General features: G+C 44.5%; 13 protein-coding genes. 9 read left to right on the top strand and 4 right to left on the bottom strand.

The window, feature by feature from the left end; translation table 11 throughout:
• The 6 genes from C4S61_RS22185 to C4S61_RS00245 form a co-directional block, all read left to right on the top strand.
• A partial coding sequence (locus C4S61_RS22185; RefSeq protein WP_235009701.1) for a hypothetical protein occupies window positions 1-247 on the top strand: 247 nt, incomplete at its 5' end.
• Between the two features lie 48 nt (window positions 248-295).
• The gene (locus C4S61_RS00265; RefSeq protein ID WP_103922797.1) at window positions 296-2,119 is read left to right on the top strand and encodes a hypothetical protein; all 1,824 of its coding nucleotides are present in this window, start codon (window positions 296-298) and stop codon (window positions 2,117-2,119) included.
• A 109-nt stretch (window positions 2,120-2,228) separates the two neighbouring features.
• On the top strand, window positions 2,229-2,435 hold the full coding sequence (locus tag C4S61_RS22180) for a hypothetical protein (RefSeq protein WP_235009699.1): 207 nt from the start codon (window positions 2,229-2,231) through the stop codon (window positions 2,433-2,435).
• A 355-nt stretch (window positions 2,436-2,790) separates the two neighbouring features.
• Entirely contained in the window at window positions 2,791-3,474 is a 684-nt protein-coding gene (locus C4S61_RS00255) for a response regulator transcription factor (protein ID WP_103922796.1), read from the top strand.
• A 69-nt stretch (window positions 3,475-3,543) separates the two neighbouring features.
• Window positions 3,544-4,797: a sensor histidine kinase gene (locus C4S61_RS00250; RefSeq protein ID WP_103922795.1), complete on the top strand. Its 1,254-nt coding sequence runs from the start codon at window positions 3,544-3,546 to the stop codon at window positions 4,795-4,797.
• Between the two features lie 62 nt (window positions 4,798-4,859).
• Window positions 4,860-7,199 carry a TonB-dependent receptor domain-containing protein gene (locus C4S61_RS00245; RefSeq protein ID WP_103922794.1) on the top strand — a complete coding sequence of 780 codons (2,340 nt, stop codon included), beginning with the start codon at window positions 4,860-4,862 and terminating at the stop codon, window positions 7,197-7,199.
• 535 nt (window positions 7,200-7,734) lie between these two features.
• On the opposite strand, the gene C4S61_RS00240 is transcribed toward C4S61_RS00245, so the two are convergent.
• Complete coding sequence (locus C4S61_RS00240; protein WP_103922793.1) at window positions 7,735-8,283, bottom strand: fasciclin domain-containing protein; 549 nt, start codon at window positions 8,281-8,283, stop codon at window positions 7,735-7,737.
• A 352-nt stretch (window positions 8,284-8,635) separates the two neighbouring features.
• Between C4S61_RS00240 and C4S61_RS00235 the strand changes: the two genes are divergently transcribed.
• A complete protein-coding gene (locus C4S61_RS00235; protein WP_235009697.1) occupies window positions 8,636-9,835 on the top strand; it encodes an outer membrane protein assembly factor in 1,200 nt (399 codons plus the stop codon).
• Window positions 9,836-10,044: 209 nt separating this feature from the next.
• Here the strand turns inward: C4S61_RS00235 and C4S61_RS00230 are convergent, their stop codons facing one another.
• A complete protein-coding gene (locus tag C4S61_RS00230) occupies window positions 10,045-12,579 on the bottom strand; it encodes a phosphoenolpyruvate carboxylase (protein ID WP_103922792.1) in 2,535 nt (844 codons plus the stop codon).
• Window positions 12,580-12,751: 172 nt separating this feature from the next.
• Between C4S61_RS00230 and C4S61_RS00225 the strand changes: the two genes are divergently transcribed.
• Window positions 12,752-13,900, top strand: a complete 1,149-nt coding sequence (locus C4S61_RS00225; RefSeq protein ID WP_103922791.1) for a lactonase family protein — start codon at window positions 12,752-12,754, stop codon at window positions 13,898-13,900.
• Here the strand turns inward: C4S61_RS00225 and menC are convergent.
• The gene (menC, locus tag C4S61_RS00220) at window positions 13,897-14,979 is read right to left on the bottom strand and encodes an o-succinylbenzoate synthase (RefSeq protein WP_103922790.1); all 1,083 of its coding nucleotides are present in this window, start codon (window positions 14,977-14,979) and stop codon (window positions 13,897-13,899) included. The two genes, C4S61_RS00225 and menC, sit on opposite strands and share 4 nt — an antisense overlap.
• A 70-nt stretch (window positions 14,980-15,049) precedes the next feature.
• Between menC and C4S61_RS00215 the strand changes: the two genes are divergently transcribed.
• Window positions 15,050-16,258: an S-adenosylmethionine:tRNA ribosyltransferase-isomerase gene (locus C4S61_RS00215; protein ID WP_103922789.1), complete on the top strand. Its 1,209-nt coding sequence runs from the start codon at window positions 15,050-15,052 to the stop codon at window positions 16,256-16,258.
• Here the strand turns inward: C4S61_RS00215 and C4S61_RS00210 are convergent.
• Window positions 16,255-16,665 (bottom strand): LytR/AlgR family response regulator transcription factor, encoded by a 411-nt coding sequence (locus tag C4S61_RS00210; RefSeq protein WP_103922788.1) that lies wholly within the window; start codon window positions 16,663-16,665, stop codon window positions 16,255-16,257. The two genes, C4S61_RS00215 and C4S61_RS00210, sit on opposite strands and share 4 nt — an antisense overlap.
• Between the last annotated feature and the right edge of the window lie 30 nt (window positions 16,666-16,695).

Here is a 16,695-nt window from a genome sequence, read left to right as displayed (position 1 = left end):
AGGAACGTTCTTGCTCCAGGTACACCGTTCCTACATTTTAGAGAAACGTTCTTACTTTTTTGGTACATCGTTTCTACTGCGAGAAAAGTTGGACACCCTCCCCCACTTCCCTGACAAATTCGATGGCTACCGACATCAGTTTGCCCGAAAACCCAAACCGATTTTTTGCGTGAGGATTAGTATTCTCGGAGAGTTGTACCGATTTATCTTATATTTTAGCCCTAGGTTGAATACCGGAATGGCTTGAGTAACTTAACCACAGATTTCTGGCCTATTTTAAGCAGGAAGCACCTTCATGACCAACAATCCCAATGCCCCATTGAAAACACGCACCAAGCTGGGTATCATCCTGATTTCGGTCATTGTGATCATCCTGACAGCCGGATTTGTCATCTATATCAATATCAACAAAATGCTCAGCAAGGCACTGACCAATGCCTTTGAATCGAGTCCGGCAGGGGAAGTGTACGAGTTGAAATTCAAAAACCTCCGGGCCAATCCCCTACAGGGATCGATCAGCGTCCTGGACGTATCCCTACAGCGAAGGGAAAGTCCCAAAAAATCCTATCCTTATATCAACAGTTGGATCACGCTGAAAACTGACAAATTGGTCCTGGAAAATGTGGATATTCTCCTTCTGCTACGCGCCAATAAACTCCTACTCGAAAAAATAGCCATCATCAGCCCGGATCTGGAGCTCGATCTAAACAGTCAAAACCCCACATTCCTACCCTTTGGTGCATCCAAATCCCTCGTCGGCGACGGGGAAAACACTGTCCCGGAGGCTTATTTGCTACGGGAGTTTGAACTCGTAAATGCCCAATTCCGATTGATCAATTCGTTGAAAAACCGTGATTTTACAGTGGACAATTTCAACTTGTCATTCAAAGAGCTGGACATTGACTATACGGAGGAGGAGGATGAGCTGTACTTCCTGAGGGAGTTGGAAATATCGCTGGATAAATTCAGCGGAAGCACCAAGGAAGACGCACTACAGCAGGTGAATTTTTCGGATTTCAGGATAAAATTCGACTCGGTGGATGCCCGCAAAAATCTCGATACGCTGATCTTCAATTTTCAGAATTTCACTTCCGGGGTGCATGACCTGGACATCCAGACCCGGGACAGCCTTTTCCATATCACGATGAGTTCCTTTGATCTTTCCTATCGGGATCAGACGATTCAGTTGGAAGAAATGAGCTTCAAGCCCAACGTCAGCAATGCGGAAATCCAGCGGAATTACAGATTTCAACACACCCAATTCTCGGGGACAGTGGGTTTGATTAATTTTTCAGGGGTGAATTTCGATTCGCTGATCTATGCCAATTCACTTTTTATCGAAGAAGTGTCTCTTGACAGCATCTCCGCCCTGATCTACAAGGACAATACCAAGGCTAAGGACCTGAATCATTTCCCAAAATACCTGGGCCAACTCGTCAATGAAATCAAGGATCCCGTTCGGATCAAAACGGTAAAGGCAACACAGGTCAACGTCATCAATGAAGAACGCAAGCCGGATGGCTCTCTGGCGAGAGTACACGTGAACAACGGAACCTTGGAGGCTAAAAACATCACCAATCTGGCTCCGGATGAACTACTGACGATTCAGGCGGGTGCTTTTTTAGCAGGAAAAGTCGAATTCAGCCTGAATCTGGCTTTCAGTTATTCCCTGCCGCAATTTGCCTTTGACGGTCGACTGCTTCAGTTTGAACTGACGGAGATCAACCCGATCATCAAAGCGTACTCCCCCATAGAATTCAAAGCCGGAACAGCCGATGAGATTAAGTTTTCGGGAATAGCCCAATCGACCCGGTCCGGCGGTAATTTGACCTTCCGGTACCATGATCTGAATATTAATCTGGAAGTGAACCCCAAGGAAAATTGGATCAACAGCATCGTCTCCTTCGGAGCTAACGCCATCCTGCGCACCAACAATCCGGCCGCAGCAGACCAACCTCCACGATCCGTGAAATTCCTGGCCGAGCGGGACATGAACAAAGGGTTTGTCAACCTGATCATCAAGTCTATTCTCGATGGAATGAAAGAAACCATGAATCCTTCCAAAGAAAACAGAAGAGAATTCAAGGAAGCGAAAAATGACGCGAAGAATGACAGGTGATCGCCTTTGGTCAGATTCAAGGAAAATCAATCGGTTGAGCTGAGCCCCGCTTGGATTCCGCTATTTTTCACATCAAAAGACCGGGCTTTTACCCCAACTCTTTCTCGAGTTGCTCCAGAGTTTTGCCTTTGGTCTCGGGCAAGATCCACCAAACCACCAAAACGGATCTGCCAATGCGGTCCCGATTGCCGAAAGCGAAAACAGCAATCCCGAAAAAATCAATAACCGCTTCCTGCCCTACTTGTCACTCAGGATAATGCACAAAGCAGCACCTATTATGCAGCCTACCCATGCCGAACTCGTCCCCCAACCCTGATGCCACCGATGAAATATTGAAAAAAGGTTCCTAAAACGGCTTGGTACCCCCTAATACCACCCAATCGTAAGCCAATAAAAAACCACCGAGGGCGGCTGTCCTACTGATCAGCCGGATATAATTTTGATCATCGAGGTAAGTTTGGACCATAGGTTGGGTTGGAAAAATGGAGTTTGATTTGAAAAAATACCGGCATTTTGGAAAGATAACGTCCTGTTCAGCCGGATTGTTTGCTGGCCAGGTCTTTCCCGACTTTTTCCAACTTCAAAATTCCTTCAAAGGAATCGCGTAGGTTTTGACCGGTTTGGTTTTCGCCCTAACTTCCCCTTATCGCAACAGCGCCTAATTCCTCCAAATGAAAATCCTTCTCGTAGAAGACAATCCCGAATTGACCCAAAATGTGGTCAATTACCTCTCTGCTGAGGGGATCATCTGTGAATCGGCCACCACGTTGTTTGAGGCTCAGGATAAAATCCTAAGTTTTGGCTACGACTGTATCTTACTGGATCTGATGCTGCCTGACGGCAATGGACTTGATCTGATAGAAATCATCAAGTCCCAAAAAATCAAAACCACGGTACTGATCATTTCTGCCAAAGATGCCTTGGATGACAAGCTGAAGGGGCTGGATCAGGGTGCAGACGACTACCTACCCAAGCCTTTCCATCTTTCGGAGCTTTTGGCCAGGCTGAAGGCCATCTTTCGACGGTCAAAACTGGGAGGGTTTGACGAAGTCGTCTTCAATGAGATCACCATTGAAATCCATCAATTGCTGGCCAAAGTAAATGATCAGGTTTTGGAGTTGACGAAAAAGGAATTTGACCTTTTGCTCTTCTTTATCACCAATAAGAACAGGGTTTTGGGCAAGCAGGCAATCGCTCAGCACCTCTGGGGAGACTATACGGATGATTTGGCAAATTTTGACTTTGTCTACCAGCATGTCAAAAACCTGCGAAAGAAAATCACAGGGGCCGGAGGAAAAGATTACATCAGTACGGTCTATGGTATCGGCTACAAGTTTGACCCGCTGGCATCCTAAAATGGGCTCTATTTGAGAGAAAGATTATTCTGAGAAATCCTCCTGAACATTGAAAAACACCTGTCATAAATGAAACTAATCAACATCATCACACTTTGGTACCTGGGAATCACCATGGCGGCGTTGCTTGTTGGTGGTTTTTTTATTTACAACAAATTGGAATCAGAGATTGATTTTGAGCTCGGAATGGAGCTCACCCGGCAGATTGATGCGTATGCTGCGAGAATTGAGAATGGAGTCTCAGCCGAACGCCTGCAATACGACAAACTCGAGATTAAGGAAATCCCGTACAACCTCCCAATAGAAGAGCTCCATCTTCGGGATACGGTCGCCTATCATGATCCCATGAACCGAAATGAAGTCCAACTAAAGGCAAGTAAATCTTATAAAATCAACGGAAAACACTATCGGATTTCTTATTACAACCTCGTGGTCGAGGCTGACGATATTACAGAGACGGTCGTGATTACGATGGTGGCGGTCTTTGCCATTCAGTTGGTTTTTATCGGGTTTTTCTTTCGGATTATTTCCAAAAAAATCCTTCGCCCTTTCCATGAAAGCCTCAATGCGGTGCAAGCCTTTAGCTTTCAGAAAAATGAACCTTTGGAATTCCCCAAAAACGGAATTACAGAATTTGAAAAATTGAATGATTTTCTCGAACGAATGACCAAAAAACTCCTCAAAGACTATCGGCAGATCAAGGAGTTTTCAGAGAATCTATCCCATGAAATCCAAACTCCGTCCGCTGTCATCCGAGGAAAACTGGAACACCTCATAAATGAAAACATCACTGAAAAACAGGCGGAATTGATCAGTTCGGCATATAAAAACAACGAGCGAATCACTCACATTGTCCGGTCGCTCGGGATGCTTGCCAAGCTTGAAAATGAGGAATTTGAAGCTCCTGAGACGATAAACTTAAGCCCAGCCCTAGAAAAAATCCTGCTGGACCTGGAGGAACTGATTGCGATCAGATCGCTCAAAATCACCACTCAATTTGACCCCATGGTATGGCTGGAGATCCACCCGTTCGTGGCAGAAGTCTTATTGTCCAACCTGATCGGCAATGCAATCCGACACAATATCGATCAGGGGTCAATCCACATCGAACTGAATTCCAAATTTTTGAAAATAGAAAATACAGGTGTCCCGCCGACTTCCGACCCGGAGGGATTTCTGGAGCGGTTTAAGAAAGGAAGTGATCATCCTGACTCTGTGGGACTGGGACTGGCTATCGTCAATCAGATCTGCAAAAACTACGGTTTCCGGCTTTTTTATTATTTCGAAAACAATCTGCATGTGATTCGGATTCTATTCAGGTAAGCAACTTCAAAATTGATACAAAATGTATCCCTACACTTGGATCAAAACCAACGCTCTGCCCGATGAAACCTATTAAATCATTTCTTTTTATTCTCTTTTTTTTCGCATTTCCCACGCTCGTTTGGTCACAGACCTATCAGGTATCCGGAACCCTCAAGGATGCACAACGCAAAGAAGTCTTAGGATATGTACAGGTAGCGCTGTTTGCCGCCGGGGATGAGACTAACCCCGTAGCCTATTCGGATTCTGACGAAAACGGCGACTTCACACTGGAGGTGGACCGCGGTACTTATACCTTCAAAGCCTTCTTTCTTGGATTTGAAGATCAGATTATCCCTGAAGTGAATGTCACTCAAAACGTGGAGTTGGGTGATGTCCTGATGAAAAGCGAAAGCCAAAACCTGGAGGAGGTCGTGGTACAAACTTCAAAAATGCCCGTGAGATCAAGTCTGGAAGGAATTGTGATCACACCTGAAAACAACATCGCCAATGCCGGAGGGACGCTGCTGGATATTCTCCGAAACACTCCATCCATCTCTGTGGCAGACGATGGGACCATCTCGCTGAGAGGTAGTTCGGGTACCAATATCCTGATCAATGGTCGGAATTCATCCTTAACCCAAAGCCTGGATCAGCTTCCGGCGAGTGCGGTCGAGGAAGTTCGGGTGATAAATAATCCGAACGCAAGATTTGACGCGGAGGCAGAAGGGGGAGTGATCGATATTATTTTGAAAAAAGGTCAGGATCTGGGTACGCATGGCGGACTGGAAGCGACGTATGGCACCCGAAACAGAACCAACCTTGGAGCACGACTGAATCACAGAAAAGCCAATTTCAATGTGTTTGGAGGGTATAATTACCGCGATTGGAAGGACGTAGGAACCAGAAGGTCGACACGGATGATTTTTGATGATCAGGAGACTTTGACCCAAAACACAGACAATGTCAATCGAAACCAAGGTCATAATTTGAACTACGGGGCGGATTATTACTTCGGAAATAACATCCTCAGCTACGAGGGCGTCTTCCAATATGGGCAGGATTTTCAGACAAATACCCTCTACGCCGAATTGGACCGAATGAACGAATCTGGCGAAGACGAATCCTTCGACTATGTCCGAAGAAATACCGAAGATGAAATCGATGAAGGAGTCGACAATGCTTTGATTTTTGAGCACAATTTCAAAGACAAAGGGCATTTGCTCCGCTTTACCGCCAGTCACTCCTATAGAAATCAGTTTAAGACTCAGCGAATTGAGATATTTGGCAATACACTAAATCCGAGTCCGGAAAATCTTACCGGGCAGGAACGTGCCTTTACGGATGAAGTAAGAAATATATCTGTGTTTCAGTTTGACTACATCAAACCTTTGGAAAACGGCAAGTTTGAAACGGGTCTAAAATCCAACATCCGGAAATTTGACAACGATTACCAGTACTTGAGAAGGGATGAGAGCACGCAGGATTTTGTAGAAGACCCTGCAGTCAGCAACCGGTTTTTATACAAAGACCAGATCCATGCAGGCTACGTAGTCTATTCCTCCACGCGCTCCAAGTTTGAATACGCACTCGGTCTGAGGGGTGAGTTTACCCAAGTGGATACTTACCTGGAAAATACCAACGAGGAAAATCAGCAGGACTATTTCAACCTGTTTCCCAGCCTGCAGACCATGTATAAGCTGAATGACAAGCATTCCCTGAAGTTCACCTACAGTCGAAGAATTGACCGTCCTACAGCTTGGAGGCTAAACCCCTTTCCGGACATTACCGATTCGCTGAACATCCGTCGTGGCAATCCAAACCTTCAACCGGAGATGATTAACTCCTTCGAGTTCGGGCATTTGGCCAACTTTGACAAAACCAGCTTCACTACCAACCTATTCTATAGAAAAGTCAACGGTCAGTTGGACTTCATCACATTTGTGGAAGACGGAATCTCTTATTCACAGCCTGAAAACTTACTTTCTGCCAGTTCCTACGGTGTTGAATTCATCGGAATCAGCGAGGTAAATGACTGGTATTCCATCAATGGAGGGGTAACTCTATTCCGAATCGATGTGGATGGATCCAATATCAGTGAAGAATTTACCAATTCCGGATTTTCCTGGAATGTAAAATTGATCCAGGATTTCAAGCTGCCTTATGGCATCAATTTCCAGTTGGCAGCAAATTATGATTCTCCGGAAGTAGAGGCGCAGGGAAGGGATTTGGCCCAGTATTATTTGGATGCCAGCCTTCAGCGATCCTTTTTTGAAGATCGGGGAAATCTATCGCTTAGTTTACGGGATGTATTTGATACCCGGAGATATGCAGGCAATGCCTTGACCAATCGGTTTTCTCAGGACTTTTATGCCAAACGGGAAACGCGAATCTTCCTGATGACAGCCAGATTAAACTTCTAAAAGTTTGGATTTAAAAATCAATCGAAATGTAATTAAGTAAAAGGGTTATTTATTTTCAAAAGAGGTGGGGAAGTGATTAATTCACAATACTCTACCTTTTTTTGTGTTCACTTATCGCTGATTTTTAAATTGGACTTCCTATTACGAGGCTAAAATGCTTCAAAATCAAAATTTTTCGCTGCATTTAATTCCTTCACCAGAGCGATGCTATGCCTCATTTTTTAACTACTTAATTTTCTTGCATTTTGGGATTCTTAAGGCATAATTCGGGTTTAATGAATTAGGATTGAATCTAAGGCAGCATTAATATCAATTTACCTAAGTTAAGGCAAGGTGTACTGCAGCACTTCCATCCTTTCCCGGTCAATTTCTATCCGTATAGCTTTTGAATAGCTTCAATTTGGATTACCCGGTCGAAATCAAGTATTGAAGGTTAATTACAAACAGCTCTGCCGTACAATCTGATGTGCAAAGGGCAAAAAAAAAAGGCCGGTTGCTAAAACCGACCCTTTTTACATTCAACCTAATCCAAATTTTACTGAGGAAGCAAAACTCCATCAACTACGTGAATCACACCATTGCTTCCTGTCAAATCTGCGGCAGTAACTGTGGCGCCGTTGATTTTCACCACACCATTTGCGATTGACACTGTCAATTCTTGGCCATTGAGTGTGGTCACTTTTTGTCCGTCGGTAAGGTCAGCTGCCAAAACGTTTCCAGAAACTACGTGGTAAGTAAGGATGGAAGTCAACTGGTCTTTGCTTTCAGGCTTAACCAGATTCTCCACAGTCCCGGCAGGAAGTGCAGCGAATGCAGCATCCGTTGGAGCAAAAATGGTGAATGGTCCTGGACCGCTCAACGTTTCAACGAGACCCGCAGCAGTCACAGCGGTTACCAAAGTCGTATGATCCGGAGATCCTACGGCAATGTCTACCACTGTCTTGGGAGCCTCAACCGGCGCTGCGACTTCTTCTACCACTTCCATTGTTTCTTCAGTTGCTTCTTCTTTAGGAGCGCTGCAACCTACTGCGATTACTGTAGCGAATGATGCGACAGCGAGAGATAAGAATTTAATTTTTTTCATTTTAATAATTTGTTGGAGATGTTTCAAGTCAAACACGCAAGTCCACTTTTTGTTTAGATAGTTGAAATCTGGAGCCAATAATCCGGATAAAGTCAATTATTAAGGGTAGGGAAAATAAAATAACAAAAGACCCGACCCGGGTAAGGCTGATGGTTTAGGGGAGTCAAAACCAAATTTTCTCAACTATTTCTTCAAAGGGAAGAGTACACTCTGGAACCCCTAGGAACAAAAGACTCCAGCCTTGTAAAATGCAATTATTTTTTATCGAATTGGGATTTATTCCTAATTCAATTCCGGGTTAAAAGTTAGATTCGATAGAATTTATTTCGTCCACCAAACCATCCCCAAACTTATGAAAGCAAGCCTACTTCTTGGGATTCTTTTTACGATAGTCCTGGATCTTGGGGCACAGACTGATTCGGTCACTTATCGGCCCAATAAATTTAACCAGCTGAAAATCGTGCCGTTACCGGCCATTGGATCCAATCCTGCAAATGGCTGGCTTTTTGGATTGGCCCCATCCGCTACCTGGTATATGGGTGAACCGTCGACCACCAAGATCTCCAACTTTGTGGGCAACTTTCTCTATACCACTAAGAAACAATGGATTTTCAGCTCCAGGAGCAATATTTTCTCAAATGAGAACAAACTGATTTTCATGGGTGACTGGCGGTATTTTCTGACTTCCCAGTTCACCTATGGTTTGGGAAGCAAGGCTCCCAATGAGCTGGATTTCAATCCCAATCAAGGAGGATCGCTATGGGGAAAACAAGGCATGGATTTCAGCCTGATCCGGTTTTATGAAACAATTTTGAAAAGAATCGGGGACTCTAAGTTTTACCTGGGCCTGGGATATCATTTGGACATTCACTCCAAAATCGAAAATTACAACGACGCTGCCTCGGATTTTAATCCTATCTACTCCCATGATGCATACAATAGCAGCCTTGGATTTGATTTGGATCGCTATACCCTATCCGGTGTTTCGTTAAATGGCGTGATGGAAAACCGAGACAAGGCAGTTTCCCCCTACGAGAAGAACTTTGCCTGGATTCAGTACAAAATCAACCCAGCATTTCTGGGTTCGGATCAGAGTTCTTCCTTACTTATGCTAGATTACCGGCATTACATCAACTTGCGGGAGCAGCGGAAAAGAAATTTAATCGCGCTTTGGGGATTTGGAAATTTTGTCGTTTCAGGCGACGTACCCTACATGAGTCTCCCATCCATTACCTGGGATATGTTTGGAAGATCCGGCCGGGGTTATGCACAAGGAAGATTTCGGGGTGAAAACATGGTCTATGGGGAAGCAGAGTGGCGATTTCCACTGCAACAAAACAAAGAAACATTCGGCGGGACCATCTTCCTCAATGCGGCCAGTTTCAGTAGCAAAACTGACAATGAGAAGCTTTTCTCCAAAATTAATCCTGGGTATGGAGTGGGATTTCGGGTGATGATCAATAAGCAAAACCGTACCACCATAGCCGCTGACTACGGCTTCGGGCAGAAGGGAAACTCAGGGTTTTATTTAAATATTAATGAAAGCTTTTGAAAATAGAAGCAAGAGGCTAAAGACAAGAAGCCGGACCTTTGAGAAGGTCAGAAATTTGAATTAAAAAATCTGAAAAATAAAAAAGTCCAGATTCTTCCTTCTTGGCTCTAGTTTCTAAGTTAAAATTGACAAATCTTGAATTACCAGAGCAATCACTAAAGCCCTCGAAAATTCAATTCCAAGGGCTTTTGATTTATTCCAAACCCGATTTAAGCAGCATTTCGGGTTGCATTGACAATCCCAAACATCGTCCTGAGGATCAATTTGTCCAGAATCTCAGTCGAAGATCCGTTTTCCAGAATAGTTTGTATTGCATATTGCTGGATGGTGATCAGCGGAAGAACGATACGCTCCCGGATCTCAATGGAAGTTTTGCTGACCGGATTATCTTCCAAAAGCTCTTCCATGCCTGCGATTTTTTTAAGTTTGTCTACAGAACACTCGAACTCCTGAAACAACATTTGCCAGAACTCGCTGTACTCAGGATTATTTTTCAAATAGGCTGTAGCCGGATAAAAGCATTTTTTGAGGGATTGCATCGAGTTGCCCAGGAGTGTTCTGAAGAAAAGGCTGTCCTGGTAGAGTTTCTTTAATTCTTCCAAACCGATTTCCTTCTCCAACTCGGAAATAGCCGAACCCACTCCATAAAAACCGGGGATGTTCTGCTTCATCTGAGCCCAGGAACCTACAAAAGGAATGGCTCGTAGATCTTCGAATTTCAGCCCTGAATCCTTCCCTCTTTTCAGGGGTCTGGATCCGATATTAGTCATTCCAAAAAACTTCAACGGAGCAACATGCTCAAGGTAGGGAACGAATTTGGGGTGACTTTTCAGGTCTTTGTATTTCTCGTATCCAATATTTGCCAATTTCTCAATCAGGGCTCTTTGCTTTTCGTCCAGGCTGTTTTCAAAATTCGGATAAAGATGATTTTCAACACCGGCACTCAGCAATTGCTCAAAATTGTAAATACAGGAAGCTTGTTTTCCATAATTGGAAGAGATCGTTTGACCTTGGATGGTCACCTGGATTTCTGAATTCTCCACTTTATCACCCAGAGAGGCATAGAAGTTATGAAGATTTCCCCCTCCTCTTGCCACAGGCCCACCTCTTCCGTCAAAAAACACCACCTCGATCCCATTTTCTCTGGAGACTCGGGTCAGCTCTTCTTTTGCAATGAGTATTGACCAGTTTGCCTTCAAATACCCTCCATCCTTAGTACCATCTGAAAAACCAAGCATGATATTTTGCTTGTGTCCACGGCTGGTGAGATGTGTTTTATACTCAGGCATTTGGTAGAGCTTTGTCATGATTTGAGGAGCCATTTTCAAATCGTCGATGGTCTCAAACAGGGGAACAATATCCAATGGCAATTTTCCCACTTCCACTCCCAGGGTTAGCTTGGCCATTTGGTACACCTCGATAATGTGAAGGACCGACTGACAGTTGGAGATGATGTAGCGGTGAAGTCCATCTTCCCCGTTTGTCTTCTGCACGGACTTGACGGTGGCGGTTGACAGGAGCATTTCCTTGTGAAATGGCTCCTTAAATTGATCAAGATCAGGAAGCGACTGAGTATTCAATACCGCTTGTATTAGCTCATCCTCTGTACCTGTAAACTTCCTTCCCTGAATCGTAAAAACCTCCTCCCAAAGTCCGTCATGCTTCCGGCTATCCTGCCGCAAATCCATGTAGGCAAAGTGAAATCCGAATATTCGAACTTTCAGAATGAAGCGATCCAGGAGATCCAAAAACAGGCCGTCATGGTATTTGATCAAGGCTTCCCGTGCTTCAAAAAGCACTGCCAAAAGGTCTTCTTTGGTAGAGTACACTTCCTTATTTTCAAATAAGGCATAATAAATTCCGCGCTCTGCCTGGACGATGTGTTCTTCCACATGCTTAAAGGTCAGACGCTTTCGAAGTTTTCGGAGATCTCGGTAGTAGCAGCGCATCAGCCACTTTTTCAGACGGTCAGCCACCTGAATCGTAGTCTCATGGGTTACAAACGGATTGCCATCCCGGTCTCCACCCGGCCAAAATCCAACTTTAAGAATGGATGGATTCTCCCAGGTATGTAAGGGCTGCCCCAAGCCTTCCAGCAATCGGATGATGATGTCAGGCATACTGTGATAAAAGACATTCTCCAAATACCAAATCAAACTGATCGCTTCATCAAATGGAGTGGGCTTTTCCCGATTGATAAAGCCTGTTTTACCCAGTTGCTGCAAAAGGAGGTTGATATTTTCCAGATCATCTGTCCGAATGGCCGCCTCCAGATCCGTGATTATTCCGAGCACATTACCTGGATAAAACTGGGTCGGGTGAGCTGTGAGGGTCAGTCTGACGGAGAAGTTTTTGAGTTTCTCGATCAGTTGATCCTTTTTTCGGTCATTTTCTACTCTACTGATCAGGGCTTTGACTGAACCTTTGCCTCCGATATCATTGACCTTTTCGTAGGCAGCATCCTCGATGGAGTCAAATAATACTACTTGGCGCTCCACATATTGAATCATCTGAAAAAGAAAATCAGTCTGTGCCTTTCCCTTTTCCCCGGGCATCATTTCCTTAAAAAAGCCATCAATGATTTCCCGAGGAGACTTTCCTTCGACGTACCCTCGTTCACAGGCTTTTCCTAAGAAAGGAAGCAATGTCCCTGTGACGTAGATATCGTCAAAGGGTAGATCCAAAAATAGACTGTTGTAAATCGTAAATCGCTTGGCGACTTGAGTATCATAAATTTGAAACATCCGAGGTCAGATTTGATAGTTATGGCAAATTAGTGAAATTTCTATTTTTTAGAACAAAAATTATGAATTCAATAAGTTTTATGGTGATTTTTTTATTTTTTGATAGATTTTTTTCTTCTTTTCGATTGAAAAAGAAAAAATTCAAGCCAAAAATTATTTCTAATTTCAATCCATGAAACTCCTTCCTATCCTGATTGCTACCTTGGCTTTGGTCTCATGCACTTCTCCCAAACAAGAAACCCAAGTGACTTCAGAACCAGTCTCACCCACAAGTTACCAATTCCTCATCGGAACATATACTGACTTGCCGATACAGGGAATCAATCACCTGTATTTTTCACCCGAGGAAAACATCCTGACGGTGGAAACAATCGCCGGTGGAATCGCAAATCCATCTTTTGTCATTGCAAGCAAGGATGGCAAGCGGGTTTTTTCGCTGGAGGAGCAGTCTGGCACCCCCGGAGGACAAGTCTTAAGTTTTTCTAGAAATCCGACTGATAATTCACTGACTTTATTGGACCAAAAAGAATCCGGAGGAGACCATCCTTGCCATATTTCCCTCTCTTCAAACGAAGATTTTGTCATCCTCAGCAACTACACCGGTGGGAGCCTGAGTGTGTTCAAAGTTTCCCCGGAAGGAATGCTGGCACATGCACAGACTATCCAGCACTCTGGCAAAAGTGTCAACGCTGACCGACAAACTAGTCCGCATGTGCATAGCACCACTTTTGATCCTGAGGGGAAGCGGGTTTTGGTAGCTGATCTTGGGACAGACAAAATCTACGTTTACGACTTTGATCCTAATCAGTCAGAACCTCTGAAGCTTTCGTCAGAATTTCCAGTATCGCCCGGTGATGGGCCCAGGCATTTGACTTTTTCGGCAGATGGCAAAGAAGTGCTCGTCGTGGAAGAAATGACGGCTATACTGGATGTGTTTTATTACGAAAATGGGGTTTTGTCACCGAAGCAACGGCTTTCTTTACTGGCAGATGGGTTTGAAGGAAAGGTAGGTGCGGCAGAGATCCGGCTTTCACCGGACGGGAAGCAAGTCTACGTCTCCAACCGGGGTGATGCCAACACGATTTCAGTCTTTGGGAAAAGGCCTTCCGGTGAATACGTTCTGGTTCAGAACATCTCCTCGGGAGGTATAATGCCCAGAAACTTCAACCTCACTGCCGATGGCAAATACCTACTCGCTGCACATCAGGCGAGTAATGACATCGTCATCTTTGAACGGGATGAATTTACCGGCAAACTCACCCAAACCCTTTGGAAAGCTGAACTGAACAAACCCGTTTACCTTTTCAGATTAAATGACTAAGAAGGATCTTCCCAAGCCGTATCGGTATTGTACCGGATAAAGCCTGACTGGATTTCCAAAGGTGATTGGAGATTGTTGTGGTAAAGCTTCCCCGTGCCCAAACCCTGTGGAATAGCCGGATTAAAAGTCGATGCAAGCTGGCTAATGGCATTGAGACCGATGTTACTTTCCAAGGCCGAGGTCATCCACCAGCCGATATTACGCGATTGCGCAAGATGAATCCAGTCTTGCGTTTCCAAAATCCCACCTACCAGAGTTGGCTTAAGAATAATGTGTTGGGGCTTAATCTGATCGAGGAGTTGCTCTTTGTCCGGCACTCCAATCAACTCCTCATCCAAAGCGATAGCCACCGGAGTGACTTCACAGAGCCTTCGCATCTCGTTCCAATTACCTGCAGGGATAGGCTGCTCAATACTTTGGATGTCAAATTCCGCCAATCTTTCCAGTTTTTTCAGCGCCTCAGCCCTTGAAAATGCACCATTGGCATCCACTCTCAAGGTAATCTGTTCCGATGAAAATTGAGATCTGATGTAGCCCAAGAGGGCTATTTCCTGCTCAAAGTCAATCGCACCGATTTTCATCTTGATGCAGTTGAATCCCTCATTCAATTTCTGATCAATCTGCTCAAGCATGAATTCCCGATCTCCCATCCAGATCAATCCATTAATTGGAATTGGTTTTTGACTATCAAAAAAATCGTTGGTCAGAATTCGCTTTTTCCCACCATTCTTCCAGTCCAAAACGGCTGTTTCTACTCCAAATCGAATAGCCGGAAGCTCAGATGGAATCAGGTCTTTCAATTTGGCAAGGACCGAATCCTGCTCCGATTCCCAAGTTTCCCCATTCAGCTTCTGAAGTATTCTATTCAAAACCTCCTCAAAATCATCCCGGTAGTCCGGACTCAACTTCACCAAAGGTGCCGCCTCACCCCAACCTTTGATCTCCCGATTTTTGGGGTCAGTAGCTTGGATCCAATAGACGTCCCGGGTTTTCAAAACTCCCCGGGAGGTACCTGCATCAAACCTGAAAATCAGCGTCCGTTTGAGGTAAGAAAATTGAAGTTGCACGGTATTTACCATAGAATACTAACTGAAAACAGGGAAGAATGGCTGACTGAAACCTATATTTGCGCCCGAAAACCGGGAACAAATGGAGATTCCAAAGATAGACTTGCGAGATTACGAATATACACTGCCTGAGGAGCGCATTGCGAAATTTCCACTGGAAAAGCGGGATTCCTCCAAGCTGCTACACGTGCGAAAAGGCGCAATGGAGCACCTTCATTTCTATGACTTGCCAAGTTTATTGTCGTCCGACACCCTTCTGGTCTACAATGACACCAAAGTAATCCCGGCCCGATTGATATTTCAGCGGGAAACAGGTGCCCGAATAGAAATCTTTTTGCTGCAGCCCGTAGCTCCCACCACAGTCATATCCGAAATCATGCTTACCAGGCACCCTGTCACCTGGGAAACAATGATCGGAAATTCAAAAAAATGGAAAGATGATGAAATCTTAACCGGGCAAGTTCGGGTGAATGGACGGGTCGTTATTCTTTCTGCGCAATTAGCTGACCGCGAAAGCAAGTCAGTCGTTTTTTCCTGGGATGACGCAACTGTTGCTTTTGTTGACCTGGTGGAAGCCAGCGGGGAAGTTCCCCTTCCACCCTATCTCAACCGTAAACCCAATGAAGAGGATAAATCCCGCTATCAAACCGTCTACTCCAAAAAGGAAGGTGCGGTGGCAGCACCAACGGCAGGGCTGCATTTTACAGCGGAAATATTTGAAAAATTAAGGGCAAAAGGAATTCAAGAAGCACAGGTAACACTTCATGTCAGTGCAGGCACTTTTCAACCGATCAAAGCTCAAAATATCCTGGAGCACCCGATGCACAGCGAACAAATTCAGATCGGCAGGGAAACAGTAGAAAAGCTTTTGGCACAAAAAGGAAAAACTGTTGCTGTAGGAACTACTTCGGTCAGGACTCTGGAAAGTCTGTTCTGGTTTGGGGTGAAGTTATTGGAAAATAAAGGGTCAGAATTCAGAATCGAAAAGCTTTTTGCTTATGAAAATCGCTCAACTGTGCCTTCGAAAGAAGATGCCTTGCAGGCTGTCTTAAATTATATGGAAAAAAATCAATTGGAAACAATCCTGGGAAGTACCGAAATTTTCATTTTCCCCGGTTATAGGTTCCGGATGATTGAGGGCTTGATCACCAATTTCCACCAACCGGGATCTACGTTGATCCTATTGATTGCCACAATATTGGGAAAAAGTTGGAGTGTGGTATACCAAGAAGCTTTGGACCGAGACTACCGATTTTTAAGTTACGGTGACAGTAGCTTGTTATGGATTTAGTCGGGATGGTTGCCTAGCTTTTGGATGCCATTTACCAATTCGTGGTAGTAGGTTCTTCCGACCGGAACAAGGTCCGAGGCTACTTTGATTTCCCGGGTGTTGATTGCGTTGATTTCCGATACCTGCACGATGTAGCTTTTATGAATTCGCATAAAACGGTCTGCAGGAAGGGCGGTTTCGAAGTCTTTCAAAATATTCCGAACGGAGAAAACAGAATGTCTCGAAACCAACGTAGTGTAATTCCCATCGCCCTTCAACCAGAGAATATCATCGTATTTCACTTTGACAAGATTTCCCTCAAATCTCACGAAAATCGCATCTTTTATTAAAAGCTTCTCTTCCTGACTAGCTTCAAGTTTTGAATTTCCGTTGCCATTTTCCCTAATTTCTTCCAATAGCTCTTTCATAATTCGATCTTTATGACTGGCAACAGCATG

Origin of the sequence: Algoriphagus boritolerans DSM 17298 = JCM 18970, assembly GCF_900108085.1 — a bacterium.
Classification (GTDB): Bacteria; Bacteroidota; Bacteroidia; order Cytophagales; family Cyclobacteriaceae; genus Algoriphagus; species Algoriphagus boritolerans.
Note: the sequence above shows the minus strand (reverse complement) of the source record. Positions and strands in the feature narration are given on the sequence as shown.

Coding starts and splice junctions, on each gene's coding strand:
- C4S61_RS00250 (WP_103922795.1), top strand. CDS start 3,544: ATGAAACTAATCAACATCATCACACTTTGGTACCTGGGAATCACCATG.
- C4S61_RS00215 (WP_103922789.1), top strand. CDS start 15,050: ATGGAGATTCCAAAGATAGACTTGCGAGATTACGAATATACACTGCCT.
- C4S61_RS00230 (WP_103922792.1), bottom strand. CDS start 12,579: ATGTTTCAAATTTATGATACTCAAGTCGCCAAGCGATTTACGATTTAC.
- C4S61_RS00245 (WP_103922794.1), top strand. CDS start 4,860: ATGAAACCTATTAAATCATTTCTTTTTATTCTCTTTTTTTTCGCATTT.
- C4S61_RS00210 (WP_103922788.1), bottom strand. CDS start 16,665: ATGAAAGAGCTATTGGAAGAAATTAGGGAAAATGGCAACGGAAATTCA.
- C4S61_RS00255 (WP_103922796.1), top strand. CDS start 2,791: ATGAAAATCCTTCTCGTAGAAGACAATCCCGAATTGACCCAAAATGTG.
- C4S61_RS00225 (WP_103922791.1), top strand. CDS start 12,752: ATGAAACTCCTTCCTATCCTGATTGCTACCTTGGCTTTGGTCTCATGC.
- menC (WP_103922790.1), bottom strand. CDS start 14,979: ATGGTAAATACCGTGCAACTTCAATTTTCTTACCTCAAACGGACGCTG.
- C4S61_RS00235 (WP_235009697.1), top strand. CDS start 8,636: ATGAAAGCAAGCCTACTTCTTGGGATTCTTTTTACGATAGTCCTGGAT.
- C4S61_RS00240 (WP_103922793.1), bottom strand. CDS start 8,283: ATGAAAAAAATTAAATTCTTATCTCTCGCTGTCGCATCATTCGCTACA.
- C4S61_RS00265 (WP_103922797.1), top strand. CDS start 296: ATGACCAACAATCCCAATGCCCCATTGAAAACACGCACCAAGCTGGGT.